General features: G+C 43.7%; 13 protein-coding genes. 5 read left to right on the top strand and 8 right to left on the bottom strand.

Annotation, left to right across the window (positions count from 1 at the left end; translation table 11 throughout):
- Positions 1 to 25: 25 nt before the first annotated feature.
- Positions 26 to 793, bottom strand: coding sequence for a hypothetical protein (locus ATB74_RS02810; RefSeq protein WP_060980582.1), 768 nt, complete (start codon positions 791 to 793; stop codon positions 26 to 28).
- A 614-nt stretch (positions 794 to 1,407) separates the two neighbouring features.
- Entirely contained in the window at positions 1,408 to 2,196 is a 789-nt protein-coding gene (locus ATB74_RS02805) for an AraC family transcriptional regulator (protein WP_061016389.1), read from the bottom strand.
- Between the two features lie 98 nt (positions 2,197 to 2,294).
- On the opposite strand from ATB74_RS02805, the gene ATB74_RS02800 reads away from it, so the two are divergent.
- The 4 genes from ATB74_RS02800 (at position 2,295) to ATB74_RS02785 (ending at position 6,380) form a co-directional block, all read left to right on the top strand.
- Positions 2,295 to 3,188, top strand: coding sequence for a DMT family transporter (locus ATB74_RS02800; protein WP_061016387.1), 894 nt, complete (start codon positions 2,295 to 2,297; stop codon positions 3,186 to 3,188).
- A 194-nt stretch (positions 3,189 to 3,382) separates the two neighbouring features.
- Positions 3,383 to 5,005 (top strand): peptide ABC transporter substrate-binding protein, encoded by a 1,623-nt coding sequence (locus ATB74_RS02795; RefSeq protein WP_061016385.1) that lies wholly within the window; start codon positions 3,383 to 3,385, stop codon positions 5,003 to 5,005.
- Positions 5,006 to 5,381: 376 nt separating this feature from the next.
- Positions 5,382 to 5,885, top strand: coding sequence for an acyl-CoA thioesterase (locus ATB74_RS02790; protein WP_060980585.1), 504 nt, complete (start codon positions 5,382 to 5,384; stop codon positions 5,883 to 5,885).
- A gap of 222 nt (positions 5,886 to 6,107) precedes the next feature.
- Positions 6,108 to 6,380: a hypothetical protein gene (locus tag ATB74_RS02785; protein ID WP_060980586.1), complete on the top strand. Its 273-nt coding sequence runs from the start codon at positions 6,108 to 6,110 to the stop codon at positions 6,378 to 6,380.
- 589 nt (positions 6,381 to 6,969) lie between these two features.
- Here the strand turns inward: ATB74_RS02785 and malG are convergent.
- The 3 genes from malG to malE all read right to left on the bottom strand — a co-directional run bounded on the left by malG (position 6,970) and on the right by malE (position 10,710).
- Positions 6,970 to 7,860, bottom strand: coding sequence for a maltose ABC transporter permease MalG (gene malG / locus ATB74_RS02780; RefSeq protein ID WP_048609790.1), 891 nt, complete (start codon positions 7,858 to 7,860; stop codon positions 6,970 to 6,972).
- A 12-nt stretch (positions 7,861 to 7,872) separates the two neighbouring features.
- On the bottom strand, positions 7,873 to 9,444 hold the full coding sequence (gene malF / locus ATB74_RS02775; RefSeq protein WP_060980587.1) for a maltose ABC transporter permease MalF: 1,572 nt from the start codon (positions 9,442 to 9,444) through the stop codon (positions 7,873 to 7,875).
- Positions 9,445 to 9,525: 81 nt separating this feature from the next.
- Positions 9,526 to 10,710, bottom strand: a complete 1,185-nt coding sequence (malE, locus tag ATB74_RS02770) for a maltose/maltodextrin ABC transporter substrate-binding protein MalE (protein ID WP_048661042.1) — start codon at positions 10,708 to 10,710, stop codon at positions 9,526 to 9,528.
- A gap of 664 nt (positions 10,711 to 11,374) precedes the next feature.
- Between malE and malK the strand changes: the two genes are divergently transcribed.
- Positions 11,375 to 12,487, top strand: a complete 1,113-nt coding sequence (gene malK / locus ATB74_RS02765) for a maltose/maltodextrin ABC transporter ATP-binding protein MalK (RefSeq protein ID WP_017060047.1) — start codon at positions 11,375 to 11,377, stop codon at positions 12,485 to 12,487.
- Positions 12,488 to 12,728: 241 nt separating this feature from the next.
- Here malK and ATB74_RS02760 read toward each other — a convergent pair whose 3' ends face one another.
- From ATB74_RS02760 to ATB74_RS23620, 3 genes are all read right to left on the bottom strand, one after another.
- A complete protein-coding gene (locus ATB74_RS02760; RefSeq protein ID WP_010431457.1) occupies positions 12,729 to 12,929 on the bottom strand; it encodes a hypothetical protein in 201 nt (66 codons plus the stop codon).
- 212 nt (positions 12,930 to 13,141) lie between these two features.
- The gene (locus tag ATB74_RS02755) at positions 13,142 to 15,058 is read right to left on the bottom strand and encodes a methyl-accepting chemotaxis protein (RefSeq protein WP_061016383.1); all 1,917 of its coding nucleotides are present in this window, start codon (positions 15,056 to 15,058) and stop codon (positions 13,142 to 13,144) included.
- Positions 15,059 to 15,299: 241 nt separating this feature from the next.
- Positions 15,300 to 16,043 (bottom strand): Crp/Fnr family transcriptional regulator, encoded by a 744-nt coding sequence (locus tag ATB74_RS23620; protein ID WP_081090048.1) that lies wholly within the window; start codon positions 16,041 to 16,043, stop codon positions 15,300 to 15,302.
- Positions 16,044 to 16,078 lie beyond the last annotated feature (35 nt).

Below are 16,078 nucleotides of genomic sequence, written 5' to 3'. Positions count from 1 at the left end.
TTATTTACTGTGGTTTTTTCTAAATTTAAAATTGATGGTTATATTCGATTCTAAAATCGGTACCAGTGATAACTTCACCAAAATTCCAGAATGCTCGTATATTACTCTGGCTATCTATTTGGTAACTTGCAGCCACTTCATGCTGCCAACCATAAAAATCGCTCGCGAGCTCTACACCACCAAGTTGAGTTGTATACATGGGGTTATAGTTGAGCCAAATATTGTCCGTGACGTCGATCTTGGAATACGAACCGATCACCGCAAAACTAGATGGAATGGTGTAGCCAATAGAGCCTTCATAGTCGGCGCCTGGTTTGATCAAGTGTGAATGCACATCTGCAACTGACAGTCCCACACCGGCAAGAGGATACAATTGCACTGGCCCTATGCTTGGTAATGCTTGAATAAAAGAGTAAGAAGTAGAACCTACTTTGTTATCGAAGTCCCAGTTCAAATCAAGTTGAGAGCCCAATCCACTCTCTATGTTTACGTTGAAGTGGCGATAGCGCAACGAGTCAAAACTGTCATCACCTTTTAGGCTTAAACTTTCGGCAGCAAAGCCTTTTACCTCTAGAACATGCATAGCCATTGTTTCATCATTTCTTGTGTCATAGGCTTGGCCAAACTTAAAATTAACACCTTTATTTGTAAAACCTAATCCTGCTTGAGAATAGACAGCCATAGGGTCAGACATGTCCTGATATTCATCCGCAAAAACTGAGGTGAATGATAAGGATAAAATAGAAGCAAGTGCTAACGTCAAATTTGATTTGTTTTTATTTAATAATTTCATACTGTTCTCTCTTATTTATTATGCTCTCCTTTGCAATTGCAATTATTAATTTAACTGCATCATAATTTTTTAATTAACCCCGAAGCGAGGTTGTTATTCCTAAACAACCTCGTTTCGATAAAAGAATATTAAATAATTAAATTTAAATTCGGAAATGAACTAATGAACATCAAATATTACCCAGAGGCATATCTGACGTATCTTAGCTTTCGGATCCAAAGTTGTCAGTGGTCTAAAAAGAGGAAAAGTCAGCCATAAATGGTGAAGGTGTAGTCAGTATTAACTGAAAAATAAGATGAAAAGCGTTCAAAGAATATAGGGAGAGGCAGGATATGCTGTTTAACTACGTCCAAGAATAAAGAATCTCTCTGGAGCTTTAGAGGTTTTCTGAGTGGTTAAGTAGTTAAGTAGTCCAATGGAACAAAATTAGGAAACTAGGAGGGAGGCCAGTGGTGGTTCTACAACTTCGCTATCCGAAACAGCCGCGTACCGATTGAAATTCAAACATTTTATCTACGATACATCTTGAATTCATCGGCAAAATCTCAGATATGCCCAAACAGAGTTCCAGGACTTGATTGGGCATGTTGTAAAGTTTAAGTACATAGAACGAACTACAACAAACGGTTCTTATACTGTTCTGGCGTTTGGTTCGCGTAACGTTTGAACATGGTGATAAATGGGCTTGCTTGGTTATAGCCCAATGTAAGAGCGACCTCTTTGACCGATTGCCCGTTTCTTAACAAGTCCATCGAGTACAGATAGCGGACGCGTAATCGCCACTCTGTAAAACTCATTCCAAGCTCTGTCTGGCAATGGCGAGAAAGGGTTCTTTCTGTGGTGTGGACACGCTCAGCCCAATCTTTCAGCGTCACTTCGTCTGTTGGGTTTTCTTCAACAGATGCCAATATAGGCGCTAGGTACTTATTGTCGGTTGAAGGCAAGAAGTGATGCTCAACCTCACGCTGCGCAAGCTGGTCAAGCAGTACCTGGACAAGCCTTTGATCTTGTTCTGTTTCCGCAACATTTATTCCACGCTCGCGAAAGTCATCGATGATAGAAGACACAATCGGCGTGATCTTTATAAGACTGGTTTTTTCTGGCAGGTGTTGCGTGAGTTCTGGCGCGATATTTAGCGAGCAGTAGTCCAGAGGCTTACGGTTATAACTGCAATGCATCACCCCGGCCGGCACCCAAATCGCCAAATGCGGTGGTGCTAGAAATCGGGTGTTTTCCGCTTCCATCTCTAATATACCGCCACTGATCAATTGAACCTGTCCCCATGAGTGGCTATGAACTCGGGTTTCAGTGTTCGAAAGAAACGCTTCAAAATTCATAAATACGTTGGATGGTGCCTTATCAATTGATAAGGATGGGTGAAGGTTTCTGGACTGTTTTTTCAAACTTGTCTTCCTATCGCGCCTGATGTCTTTCTAAAGATACTTGTAAGTATAACGACCTGTCAAACTAGCCGCATCAACTCATTTGCGACGGAATTCACATGCATTATCTCTTACCATTTTTTACAGTCTGTATCTGGGGCGCCAATGCAATCGTCAACAAGCTTGCTGCAAGCACCATAGAGCCTAGCGCGATGAGTTTTTACCGCTGGTTTTTTGCGATGTTAATTCTCACGCCTTTCTGTATTCGCCCGGTGATGAAGCAGTGGGCTGTCATTAAGCCAAACCTATCGAAATTAGCGTTCCTCGGCTTTTTGGGCATGGTGTTGAACCAATCTCTAGGTTACTACGCAGGCTTAACCACAACCGCTTCCAACATGGCATTGATCACGTCTTTAGTCCCGTTGATCAGTGTGTTTCTAAGCGTTCCTTTGTTACATAAGTCCATTTCTAGTTTGAGTATCGTGGGTGGTGTGTTGTCACTGTCAGGCTTAGCTCTGATGTTAGGTAAAGGCGATCCTTTGTTCTTCATCCATCAAGAATTGACTCAAGGCGATGGCTATATGCTGATTGCGGCCTTTGTTTATGCTTCTTACTGTGTGCTCTTGAAACGCTGGAAAATGCCAATCAGTAGCTGGGTGGTGATTTACATCCAGGGTCTGTTTGCTGTCGCAATGCTTACGCCACTTTGGCTTACCAGCGAACAACTTTTACCACCGCAACAAGCGCTCCCATTGATTGCTTACGCCGCGGTTGCCGCTTCGATTTTAGCACCTTGGATGTGGGTGAAAGCAATTGACACCATTGGTGCTGACTCAAGCGCGATGTTCATGAACCTGCTTCCGGTTGTTGCGATCGTATTAGCTGCGACATGGCTTGGCGAAGAGATTAACCAGTTCCACATCATTGGTGGTGTGATGGTAATTTCAGGCGTCATCCTTGCTCAAATCAAAAGAAAACCAAGGCTCGAGGCTCCTCTCCCTCAGCAAAGCTAAACGAATGGGACAACGCTCATATTAGGGCAAATACTCAAACTCACTATTTTCACAGTGCCTACTCCTAAAGTAGGCACTGTTGTTTTATTTACAAGTCTTTAAAATGCTTTTAATAAGCGTTCATTGTGGTTGCAACATGTTAGCGAGTCAGGTTTAATGCATTGAGTACCGTTTAAGTTGTAAAAGGAATTACAATGACTCAACCAACGATCCCTGTGATCATCTCGTCCCTGCTTGCTTTGTCATCTGCTTCAAGCTTTGCTGCCACTGTTCCTGCTGATACACCGTTAGCTGAGGAACAACATTTTGTACGTGGCAACGGTGCAGAGCCCAATACACTGGATCCTAGCTTCGTAAATTCAGGCATGCCCGGTGACATTATCGTCAATGATATGTTTGAAGGCTTTGTGATTGAGAACAGTGACGGGCAAATCATCCCAGGGCAAGCCAAAGAATGGTCTATCAGCAAAGACGACAAAACCGTGACGTTTGTGTTGAAAGAGAATCTCAATTGGTCGAATGGCGATCCAGTCACAGCGTCTGATTTTGTCTTTGGTTGGCAGCGCGCTGTGTCTCCTCAAACGGGTAACAACACGGGTTTTGTTTTTTCAACGGCTAACATCGTGAACGCTAGCGAGATTCTATCAGGAGACAAAGATCCCTCTGAGCTTGGCATCAAAGCATTAGATCAGCGCACGGTTGAAATTTCACTTTCAAAACCTACGCCCTACTTTATGAGTTTAATGAGCATCAAGACCTTCTTCCCTTTGCCTGCTAAGTTGGTTCAAGAGAAAGGTGACCAATGGACTCGCGCAGAAAATATCGCAACCAACGGTGCTTACACTTTGAGTAAATGGGTACCCAACGAATACGTTGAGGTCGAGAGGAACCCAAATTATTGGGATGACACATCGACAGTCATTAACAAGGTGACCTATTTAGGCTTATCATCTCAAAATGCCGAGCTTATCCGCTACCAAGCTGGTGAGATCGATATGACCAATCGTGTTCAGCTTGAGTACTACCAGAAATTAATCCAAGAAAGTCCTGAGCAAATCAAAGCGCAAGCTCTATTGGGCTCATATGTTTATTCATTCAATACGCGCCAAGCGCCCTTTGATGACGTCAGAGTTCGTCAAGCACTGAGCATGGCCGTCAATCGTGAGATTCTGGTCGAGAAAGTTACAGGTCAAGGTGAGCCTGAAGCCTACAGCGTGACGCCGAATAATATTCCTGATTACACAGCGCCTTTATCCGAATTCAACTCTTTAGACAGCGCTCAGCGTTTAACAAAAGCCAAAATGCTACTGGAAGCAGCTGGATATAACGAGAACAACCCACTTAAATTCACACTGACATACAACACCAGTGAGAACCACAAGAAAATAGCTATTGCGATTGCATCAATGTGGAAACCACTTGGCGTAAAAGTTGAGTTAGAGAACATGGAATGGAAAGCGTATATTGCAGCGAAAGGGGCTGGTGATTATCAGATTGCGCGCTCATGGGCGTTTGGTGACTACCCAGAACCTTCTGCATTGCTAGAAGCCTTCACTTGTGACCACACTGCAAATGAGAGTGGTTACTGTAACACCGATTATGATGAGCTCTTACAGCAAGCAAGTAAAACGGAAGAACAATCTAAACGCTTCGCTCTATACCAGCACGCAGAGTCGATACTTAACGAATCAGCAGCAGTTATGCCTTTATATCATTACAATCACACTCGATTAGTGCGAAATACACTAAAAGGTTTCCCCAATAATAATCCGAAAGGAAATATCTACGCGAAGGATCTATACTTTATCCAAGAGTAAAAATGAGCTGAATAACAAATATTTTTAACTACCACTTTAGTGGTAAAGAAGCTAGAATCATTTAACTAAACCAGATAAACAGCGGTTAGTTGGCTAAAACAAAATAAGGTACCGTAATGAGTACCACACGGCTTAGAAACACCTAGCATTACGCTAGGTGTTTTTTTTTACAATCAACCTTTCGAGCAACTTACTCGATAAAGTACACCTCTGTTGATGCAACGCCTTTAAACGCCAATATTCACCAACTTATTACCTGTTCGAAAAAATAGTCTTAATCGTGAGATTATCCGCTTTAATTTATGTCATCTTAAGTATATTGTTATTAGCAAGTAACAAGCATGTTATGTAGCACAATAATAATGAAGGAAAATAGATGAGCAGTAGCAATAGCCGACAAGATGGTAAACGAGACGTTACTCTGCGTTTTTTAGCTGAACCAGGGGATGTGAACTTTGGTGGTAAAGTTCATGGTGGTGCAGTAATGAAATGGGTCGATTTAGCGGCTTATGCTTGTTCTGCTGGATGGAGTGGTAAGTATTGTATTACCGCTTATGCCGGTGGTATTCGATTCGTTGCCCCAATCCATGTAGGGAACCTTGTTGAAGTAAGTGCGAAGGTCATCTATACAGGCTCATCTTCCATGCACATAGCTATCGACGTTCAAGCCAGCGACCCTAAAGAGCTCAATAACCGACTAACGACTCACTGTATCGTTATTATGGTCGCTGTCGATGAAAATGGTAACCCGACAAAAGTGCCGGAGTGGACGCCAGAAACGCCAGAAGACATAGAATTAAGAGATTCAGCTATTCGTCTAATGAACATGCGAAAACAGATCGGCGAAGAGATGGAAGCGCACGTGAAGTACCTTAAGTAAAGCCCACCAACCGCTCTACCCTACAAAACCTTATTACTATGCCAAGTACCTGCTTGGCATTTGCTTATCTAACCCCTTAGCTCTATGTATCTATACAAGGCACGCCTATGAAAGCGTGATAGCCAGCCAAAGGTTGAAATGAATCGAAGCTGTCTCTCGGATTTATTTTAACTGTAATAAAGTCGTCATTTTGCTCTGTTTAAATACCGCCAATCATAATGGATGTATTTGAATTTCCCGGAGCCACTCTTGAGCGTCACACGCCCCACTCTTAGCGAATCTACACTGAACAATTTAAAGGCTGTTGAGTACCAATGGGTTAGAACTTTGTACGTCGAAGGCTACGACAGCAATGAAATCAACCACTACATCCAAACTTGTTTTGGCGGTGACCAGACGTTTGCGGATCTATTTCGCCGTGTGGCACTCGATCAAGAAAGCATCTATGTGCTGTTGCAGCATCTTGGTTGTGCTCCTTCTAGTAGAGAATTCTAATCCCAACATCTGATTCCCTCTTAGCTTTAAATCGAAACATGCTTCCAAGCAAATTAATAACCGGCAGTGATGATTACTCGCGATACATCAACAGTCGCCTGCCGTTATAGACATTTCCTGTGTAATCTGGCTAATCGTTGCATACAAATCATTGAAGTATCACGCATTGGATTATTAGCAATATATCAATAGATCGACAGCCCCTTATACTGAGTGTCTGATTTGTGAGACTCGTTCATGCCTTCAAGTAAGAGGAATGAGTCAAGAAAAGCGTAGAAGAGAAGTGACTCGAAGCTTTTAATATTAAAGCGCTTATCAGCACAATAACGGTGATGGATACAAGAGTTGACGAGTAACGCTGACACAAAAAACAAAAAGTAGTAGGCATAAAAAAACCCAAGTAAATACCTGGGTTAGAGTTACAAAAACCACTAATCATTAATAGCGTAAGGAACCTGATTAGTAGCCAGCTATGCGTAACCTGAGGGTTATTTTTATTACTGATCGGCGGCCAAACCAAATGATGTAATAAAAATGCCAATATAGAGCGACCTAACGGTCGCTCTTTTTCTTTCTTATAGGGTATAGCTTATCCTTTTACACCACCTGCCGTCAAACCGCCAACTAACCAACGTTGAGCAAGTAAGAACACGATAGTAATCGGAAGTGCTGATAGTACAGCCGCTGCCGCAAAGTCACCCCAAAGATAGTTCTGAGGGTATAGGTACTGCTGCATACCTACTGCTAGCGTATAAGAGTTCACATCTGTAAGTAGGATAGATGCTACTGGCACCTCACCCACTGTCGCGATGAAAGATAGGATAAACACAACCGCTAGGATTGGCACAGACAGCGGTAGTAGAACCAGTCTGAATGCTTGCCAAGGCGTTGCACCATCAAGGGCTGCAGCCTCTTCCAGAGAGTTATCAATCGTTTCAAAGTAACCTTTAATCGTCCATACGTGCAGTGCAATACCACCTAGGTAAGAGAAGATTAGACCACCGTGTGTGTTCAAGCCTAAGAACGGGATGTATTGACCAAGTTTGTCAAACAGCGCGTAGATTGCTACTAGAGCCAGTACTGCTGGGAACATTTGGAAAATCATCATCGCTTTCAGGATAGTTTCTTTACCTTTGAAGCGCATACGAGCAAATGCGTAAGCCGATGTCGTTGACAGTGCCACGATTAAAATCGAAGTAACACCTGCCACTTTAATCGAGTTCCACAACCAAGTCAGTACTGGGAACGGAGGTGCCGTTACCGAGCCATCTGCGTTCGTCACTGAAATACCCAAAGCTAGCTTCCAGTGTTCCAATGATGGGTTATCTGGAATCAAACTACCGGTTGCGAAGTTACCTTCACGGAACGAGATCGCGATGATCATCAGTAGTGGGAAGATAATCATTGCCAAGAAGCACCACAACACTGCATGCGTTGCCCACACTCGGTATTTAAGGCCTTTACCTTGTACCATAGCCATTTGTCGAGCTCCTTAATCTTGAGACAGTTTAGTGAAACGAAGGTTTAGTAACGCTAGTGCACCAACCAATAGGAAGATAAGCGTTGCGATAGCACTTGCTAGACCGAAGTCTTGACCGCCGCCGCCTTCGAATGCAATTCGGTACGTGTAGCTTACAAGCAAGTCTGTGTAACCCGCTGGCTCAGAAGTACCAATCATGTTCGGGCCACCGTTCGTCAATAGTTGAATCATTACGAAGTTGTTGAAGTTAAAGGCAAACGCTGCAATCAATAACGGTGTAAGCGGTTTAATCATCAATGGGAACGTAATGCGCTTGAAGTTATCAAGGAAGTTCGCACCATCGATTGCTGAAGCTTCGTATAAATCATCAGGAATCGCTTTAAGCAGACCCATACATAGAATCATCATGTAAGGGAAACCGAGCCATGTGTTAACCATCAACACCATGGTTTTCGCAAGAATCGGGTCTGAGAACCAGTTCGGGCTTAAGCCGAAGATATTCTCGAGCACCATGTTGATCTCACCAAAACTTTGGTTGAATAGACCCTTAAAGATAAGAATCGAGATGAACGCAGGTACGGCGTAAGGCAAAATCAGTAGAACACGATAAATAGAACGACCTTTCAACTCTTCCCATTGCACGATGTTAGCCAGTACAAGGCCGATAACTAGCGTGAAGGCAACAGTACATACCGAGAAGATAACCGTCCAAATAAAGATGCTGATAAACGGTTCTTTAATGCCGTCATCTTTCCATACACGCTCAAAGTTATGCGTACCAATGCTAACCACGAAACCTGGAGAGATGGTATTACCCGTAAACTCACCGTTTGCATCAACAGGCTGGTAGAAACCCACATCCATATTTGGCTTGAGAACTTCACCCGTTTCATTGTTGATTAACGTTTCTTCATCGTCTTGTAGCGTGTAAAGCGGAGCAACAGAAGCAAACTTACGTAAGCCACTCATGCGGATGTCACCACCGTCCGGTAGATTGAAATCAACACCACTGATCGCTGCTCGGTTTTGGATGATTGCTTTGATCTTCTCTTTTTCACCTTGCGTAGACTCGATGACAGATAGGTCCATCTCTGTTGCTGTCATATTGTCTAGAGAAAATACGTCAGTCGCTAACAGTTGGTCGCCATCTTTTACGACGATCTGGTGACCGTCATCTGTCTTGTACAAAGTAAATGGGTAGCTCTCACCGCTTTGGAAAGAACGGTCTAAAAGAACGGTTTGAGTACGCTCTAGAGAAAGCTGGTTTTTCGCGCTGTAGTTAGTAAACGCAAGCCCTACGGTGTATGCCAATGGGAAAAGAATGAACAAGATCATTCCGGCAATACCTGGGTAAATATAACGGTGGGCGTAAGTTTTTTTACTACCAAAAATGTAAAGTGCCAAAGCCGTTAAGATCACTGTAAGCAGCGCAAAAGCGAGCTCACCGCGAGAATACATTAGAATTGTAGCGTAGCCGTTTATTAAGCCAACGCTACCAAGCAACCCCCATTTGATGAAGACGCTTTTACTGCCTGGAAGGCTTGATGGTGCTGGGATAGCATCTGTACCTTGAACTGACTGCATAGAGGAACCTGCTAGCGATATAGATAAAAAATAGAAAAGTAAGGAGAGGTTGCCCCCTCCTTAAAAGGTAGCGCTTGGTTGTTACTTAGTCATACGACCTTCAGCAGCTTTTAGTGCTTGGTCTACTGATTGACGGCCGTCAACTACGTTGCCGATCGCTTCTTCCATGCTGTACCAGAATGTTGTGAACTGAGGGATGTTAGGCATGATTTCACCGTTCATCGCGTTGTCCATTGTTGCTGCAATACGAGTATCGCTGTCTAGTTGACGTTGGAAAGAGTTAAGAGCAACAGCGCCTAGTGGCTTGTCATCGTTCAGGCTCTTCATACCTTCATCAGTTAGTAGGTAGTTTTCCATGAACTCAACAGCTAGGTCGCGGTTTGGAGACGCAGTGCTGATACCACCTGCCCATACACCTACGAAAGGCTTAGACGCTTTACCGTTGAACTTAGGTAAAGTTGTTACGCCGTAATCTACGCCAGCTTTCTTGATGTTTTCCCAACCCCAAGGGCCGTTGATTGTCATTGCAACGTTACCCGCAACAAATTCAGACTCAGCAACTGAGTAATCCATGTCTGCGGATATAACTTTGTCTTGTACCATCTTCTCGATGAAACCTAGAGACTTCTGAACACCGTCAGTCGCTACGCCCGCATCTTTAATGTCGTAACCTTCTGCAGTTTGTTTGAATGCGTAACCGCCGTCAGCTGCAAGTAGAGGCCATGTGAAGTAAGCGCCGCCACGTAGAGGCCACATGATCGCTTTTTTGCCATCTTTTTTAAGTTCAGCATCAAGTGCTGGGATCTCTTCCCAAGACTTAGGTGGGTTAGGAACAAGCGCTTTGTTATAAATTAGAGAAACTGACTCAACCGCTACAGGGTATGCGATTGTTTTACCTTCGTATGAAACAGCGTCCCATGCGAAGTCTACGATACCTTCTTTAGTTTCTTTAGAAGGTTTGATATCAACAAGAAGTCCCGCTTCTGCATAGCCGCCAAAACGGTCATGTGCGTAGAAGATCATGTCTGGGCCATCGCCAGCTGCTGCTACTTGAGGGAATTTCTCTTCTAGCTTGTCAGGGAAAGCGACTGTTACTTTAACACCAGTATCTTCTTCGAAGCGTTTACCTACTTCAGCCATGCCTTCATAAGCTTTGTCACCACCTACCCAGATTGTTAGTTGTCCTTCTTCGATAGCAGCATTTGCACCAAAAGAACCCAGAGCAACTATTGTACCTAGAGCTACAGCGCTTAGAGCGTTTTTCATGTGAATATCCTTTTTATATTTATACGTAGGGCACATCTACCAAGACGAGCCAGTTTTCGGAGGTTATGATCTGAGAAAACAGACCCTAGCTCATCATCCTAGCCACTACGCCCTAGCTATTATGGCTTAAATTCGTGATCGCCATCCGGTCAGATTAGAGACTGCAATCACAAAATGCATAGTCATCGTGATCAACATCACCGTTATGTGGTGGATTTATTTGAACTGGATCGCCAATTATTAATAACCCCGTATATCTACTCCTCCCCTCCTACTCCCCCTAGTTAATTTTCCATTAGGAGGATGTACCCTTACGCCATTTCACCGAAACTGCATTCATCCAAGAGTGGATAGTAAGAACCCTTTACCGGCAAGTGTTATGCGTTGACGCAGTATTCATTTAGTTGGCTTCACTGCCCGCTGGTGTCTTATATTAGCATCGAGCTAAATCTGTGATTGAATCACGGGGGAGGTTTAGCTGGATGTGGGGGAAATGGGCATCAGTTTGGCTATGACGGGTGGGCTTGGTTAAAGAAGCCAAGTCTCACCCACTTTTTTCTTACTCACTCAATACTTACCAATTCCTACAGTTACTGCTGACCCAAAAATTTCTTATAATGATAAGCAGTAAAACTTAAAATTTGATCGATCGAGGACAAGCTAGATGGCGAGTGTCACGTTAAAAAACGTTTATAAATCATATGGTGATGTACAGATTTCTAAGGACGTAACCTTAGACATCAACGAAGGTGAATTCGTAGTATTCGTAGGACCATCAGGTTGTGGTAAATCGACGCTATTACGTTGTATCGCAGGTCTAGAAGACATTACGTCTGGTGATTTGTACATTGGCGACCAACGCATGAATGACGTTGAACCGTCAAAGCGTGGTGTGGGTATGGTATTCCAGTCTTACGCGCTTTACCCTCACCTTAACCTATATGACAACATGTCTTTCGGTCTGAAGCTAGCAAACGCAAATAAAGCTGAAATCGACAAGCGTGTTGAACATGCTGCAGAAATTCTTCAGCTTGGCCACCTTCTTGAGCGTCAACCTAAAGCGCTTTCTGGTGGTCAACGTCAACGTGTTGCGATTGGTCGTACTTTGGTTTCTCAACCAAACGTATTCCTACTTGATGAGCCTCTATCAAACCTAGATGCTGCACTACGTGTTCAAATGCGTTCGCAAATCACGAAACTACAGCGTCAACTGGGTTGTACCATGATCTACGTTACCCACGACCAAGTAGAAGCGATGACAATGGCGGATAAGATCGTTGTTCTTGATGGTGGTTATGTATCTCAAGTCGGTAAGCCGCTTGACCTTTACCACTATCCTCAAAACCGTTTCGTTGCTGGCTTTATTGGTTCACCGAAGATGAACTTTATGTCGGTACACATTGAGCAAGCTGAAGCAGAGCGCGTATTGGTACAGCTTTCTAACGGTATGACTTTCTGGATTCCTGTTGACGGGACGACGGTTAATGCTGGCGATCGTATGTCGCTGGGTATTCGCCCTGAACACTTGATGTCTGCTGAATCAGGTGACGCGACGATTGAAGCTGACGTGATGATGGTAGAGAAACTAGGTAACGAAACTCAGGTTTACCTAAACCTTGAAAGTGCCGATGCTGATGTTATCTATCGCCAGCCAGACACGTTAAAAATCGAATCAGGTGACAAGTTGGCGATTGGTATTCCAGCGCACCGTTGTCACCTGTTCCACAGCGATGGCCGCGCATGTCGTCGTTTGTACAAAGAGTACGGCACAGACTAATCGCTTAGCCTTTTAGGATATAACTTGCCCATATCGAATCCCTCTTACTCAGTAAGGGGGATTTTTTTTATGCGCTGGAGACGGTTTCACTTACATTGAATAGTTCATGAGTCAGCCACTAGGTCTTTCGCTAGCGGCAATAAAAAAGGCCTAGCAACCGCTAGACCTTTATCTGTTAGTCAGGCTATAAACCCAACCGCTAATATCACTTCTTTCAGACAAAAGACCTGCCTAAATCAACTTAGTGAATTGGCGTATCATTCTGTTTGTTGAACTGGCCAAAATGCTTCTCTAACACTTCTGGTGTCAGTTTGCCTTCCGCTTCTAGTCGCTTGAACTCAGCAACAATTGCTTTTTGCTCTTCAAGTGATGGCAGTTTCACCTCAGGCTCATCACCCATCTCTTGAGTCATCTGCTCTAGTTCTTTTTCAAAATCGCTCATGATACATACTTACCTAAATATTAAACCTAATCAGATTTTACTCATTTCCGCCCTATGATGCTAGGTTGATTGAAAGCAAAGCCCGAAACCAGATCAAGCTAAAGGCAGTTAGAGGCAAATTAGCGCACCAATAAAAAGAGCCGGATTCACGATGAAATGACCCCAGCTCTTCGTCTATATCCCTTTCTAAGCCGTGTTATAGCTTGAAAGAATTAAAGCTTAAATGAACCAACCATCTTATCTAGACGAGACGAAAGGTCTCGAAGCTCTTGGCTCGCCTCAGCAAGTTGCTCAGCCGTGCCCGTTGTGACTTCGTTGATCGCGTTGATCTCTTCAATGTTCTGATTGATGGTGTGAACTACGGTTGATTGCTCTTCCGTTGCCGTTGCCACTTGAGTGTTACGGTCTGTGATATCAACGATACGGTCTGAAATGCCACCCAGCACGTCCACCGCTTCATCCGACGCTGATACACCTTCAAGAGTAATCACTTTACCCGCACTCATTGCGGTCACCGCGTCTTTAGCATCGCTTTGCAGTTGGTTGATCATCTTCTGGATTTCTTCCGTTGAATCTGCAGTACGACTTGCTAGGTTACGAACCTCATCCGCTACAACCGCAAAACCACGACCTTGCTCACCGGCACGGGCTGCTTCAATCGCTGCATTCAATGCGAGTAAGTTAGTTTGCTCTGAAATATCACGAATAACACCCAGAATAGAACCGATGTCTTGAGTTGTAGAAGCCAGTTGCTCTACTACCTGACCTGTGCTTTCAATATCTTGCGCCAAACGACTGATCGCGTCTTTTGCTTTGTTCACCACAGAGCGGCCTACTTCCGTATTGCCTGAAGCTTGAGTTGCCGTTTCTGCTGCGGTTGCCGCGTTCGATGCAATCTCGCTGATGGTCATACCCATTTGGTTAATTGCAGCAACTACTTGAAGCGTTTGGTCACGCTGTTCTTGGCTGTTGTCGTGAGTAATATGCGCTTTATTAGAGACACTCTCTGCTGCCACTTGAAGCGCCTGGCTTGTCGAACACACCTCTTTCATCGACTCGTGAATCTTTTCAATGAATCCGTTGAAGCCCTTTGAAAGCTGTGCAATTTCATCGTTGCCTTTCACTTCGATACGCTGTGCAAGATCACCGTCGCCTTCGCCAAGGTCACCGAAGCGCTTAGCCAACAGCTTAATTGGCTGGGTGATGCTATTTGCTAGCACTACGCCCATTAGGATAAAGACTAACGCCACAACCGCAGTCATGATCAGCATCTTTTGTGCTGTCGCATCTAACTCTGCAAATACTTCACCAGTCGGAACTACACCAATGACAAACCAGTCCATTGAAGACACATACAAGCTCGCTACAAACAGCTCTTGTCCTTGGCTTTCAGTGGTAATCAGATTGAAACCCGATTTGTTCAGTAGTTGATTTGCTTGAGGGCCGTAAAGTTGTTGAAGTGAAGAATCACTGCGAGAACGTTCACGGTGAATTTGAACATCACCTTGGCTATCGGTTAAGAATACGAAGCCTGTATTTTCAATCTTAAAACCGTTTAGCAGGTTAACCATGTCATCCATCGACTTTGATAGACCTGACATCGCCAAACCAGAAGGCTGTTGGTAGTTAGCAAACATCTTAACTTCGCCATTAGCTTCTTGGAACATGCTCACCATGGTTGGCTGACCAGATTGAGTAAAGCCAAAGAACCAACCATCTTGTTGTTGGTTTAGCTGACGCAAGAATCCGTTTTGGTTCCAGTAATATGCAGTTTGACGGTTCGCTACCGATGCATCATTCAACTTATATTGGTTGCGAACATTGTTCAGCTGTTTAACCAGTTTATTTTCTAGTGCTGGATCGCGATCGGTCGATTCAATAGCATCAGAAATAAATTCATTTGAAGCAATTTGCTCCGCCGCTAGTAATAGCTGAGAGACTTCTCGGTCAATTTCACCATTGATTCGCTCTAGCATTCCTGGAAGTTCAATATCGATCAATCGATGACTTAGTACATCTCTTGCTTGCTGTTGCGCCATCGCGCCGACAATCACTGTCGATGCAAGAACCGCGAAGGTAATTCCAAGTACAACTTTTTGCTTGATACTCAGAGAGTTAGTTTTAAACATATTGGGACCTTTAAAAAGAATCGCTCGTTATCGGTATACCCTGAACAGGACTTTTTAGTGCACGCCAACAGCAATGCACAATCTGAGTGATGTATCGGCCACAACCAATAAAACTAGAGACTTTTCTCTCAAAAAATTGCAAATGTGATGTAACAACCAAATTATTTAACCTTGGAGTAATCATCCATCAGGAAATGTGATTATTTAGCTTTATTCAAATTCATTATGTGTGACGCGATATTTACCTAGCTAACCCTTCCAAAATGAATGTATTTAGCTTGTCTTGATTGATGATATCAATACGGCGATAACCTATTTCAATCATGCCTTCCTTCGCTAGCAACTGGAGCGAACGACTCAGTGTCTGACGAGTACATCGAGATAGATGGGCAAGTTTGTCTTGGGTATACAAGATTGGATTTAACTCATTAGGAGCCCCATTCAAACGGCTTACCAATAGAAGTAATTTAGCTACGCGATAGTCATTTTTGAGAAGCACAGATTCTGTCGTCCACTCCATCAAGAGCCGGAACCGAAAACTGATTTCTCGAATCGCAATCTTATAAAGTTGAGGGTAACGGTCAGCGATAACTCTCATTTTTTTGACCGGAATGGCCACGACTATACAGTCAGACGAAGAGTAGAAGTTATGATTAGTAGGATGATCGTCAAAGCAGCCAATCCACGTCAACCAACTGCAAGGGCCTAACATGGCGATACATGCCTCATCACCACTTTCGCTATAACTCATCAATTCAATATGCCCCCTAACGACAAGACGCATGGTATCTACAACAGCATGAGCTGAATTCAGTAATGTCGGTACCTTATAGACTTCTATTTTCGCAGCACTAACTATTTCCTCAACAGCTTTCGGGTCTAGCTGATTTAGTGTTGGATCATTTCTTAAAACCAACTCAAGTATCGAGTGCTGCTCTTCACTGCCCATCGTAGGAACAAAATTAGAATGTAAAATTTTACACATTGTTCTCATCCAACCCCTGATAGCTTGTTAATTAA

This window comes from Vibrio splendidus, from assembly GCF_001557875.1.
Classification (GTDB): Bacteria; Pseudomonadota; Gammaproteobacteria; order Enterobacterales; family Vibrionaceae; genus Vibrio; species Vibrio splendidus_F.
The sequence above is the reverse complement of the archived record's forward strand: the minus strand, read 5'-3'. Positions and strand labels throughout refer to the sequence as shown.

What these genes read in the sequence shown, in the direction of transcription:
- ATB74_RS02810 (WP_060980582.1), bottom strand. Translation starts at nt 793, where the DNA reads ATGAAATTATTAAATAAAAACAAATCAAATTTGACGTTAGCACTTGCT.
- ATB74_RS02800 (WP_061016387.1), top strand. Translation starts at nt 2,295, where the DNA reads ATGCATTATCTCTTACCATTTTTTACAGTCTGTATCTGGGGCGCCAAT.
- ATB74_RS02795 (WP_061016385.1), top strand. Translation starts at nt 3,383, where the DNA reads ATGACTCAACCAACGATCCCTGTGATCATCTCGTCCCTGCTTGCTTTG.
- ATB74_RS02790 (WP_060980585.1), top strand. Translation starts at nt 5,382, where the DNA reads ATGAGCAGTAGCAATAGCCGACAAGATGGTAAACGAGACGTTACTCTG.
- ATB74_RS02785 (WP_060980586.1), top strand. Translation starts at nt 6,108, where the DNA reads ATGTATTTGAATTTCCCGGAGCCACTCTTGAGCGTCACACGCCCCACT.
- malG (WP_048609790.1), bottom strand. Translation starts at nt 7,860, where the DNA reads ATGGCTATGGTACAAGGTAAAGGCCTTAAATACCGAGTGTGGGCAACG.
- malF (WP_060980587.1), bottom strand. Translation starts at nt 9,444, where the DNA reads ATGCAGTCAGTTCAAGGTACAGATGCTATCCCAGCACCATCAAGCCTT.
- malE (WP_048661042.1), bottom strand. Translation starts at nt 10,710, where the DNA reads ATGAAAAACGCTCTAAGCGCTGTAGCTCTAGGTACAATAGTTGCTCTG.
- malK (WP_017060047.1), top strand. Translation starts at nt 11,375, where the DNA reads ATGGCGAGTGTCACGTTAAAAAACGTTTATAAATCATATGGTGATGTA.
- ATB74_RS02760 (WP_010431457.1), bottom strand. Translation starts at nt 12,929, where the DNA reads ATGAGCGATTTTGAAAAAGAACTAGAGCAGATGACTCAAGAGATGGGT.
- ATB74_RS02755 (WP_061016383.1), bottom strand. Translation starts at nt 15,058, where the DNA reads ATGTTTAAAACTAACTCTCTGAGTATCAAGCAAAAAGTTGTACTTGGA.
- ATB74_RS23620 (WP_081090048.1), bottom strand. Translation starts at nt 16,043, where the DNA reads ATGTGTAAAATTTTACATTCTAATTTTGTTCCTACGATGGGCAGTGAA.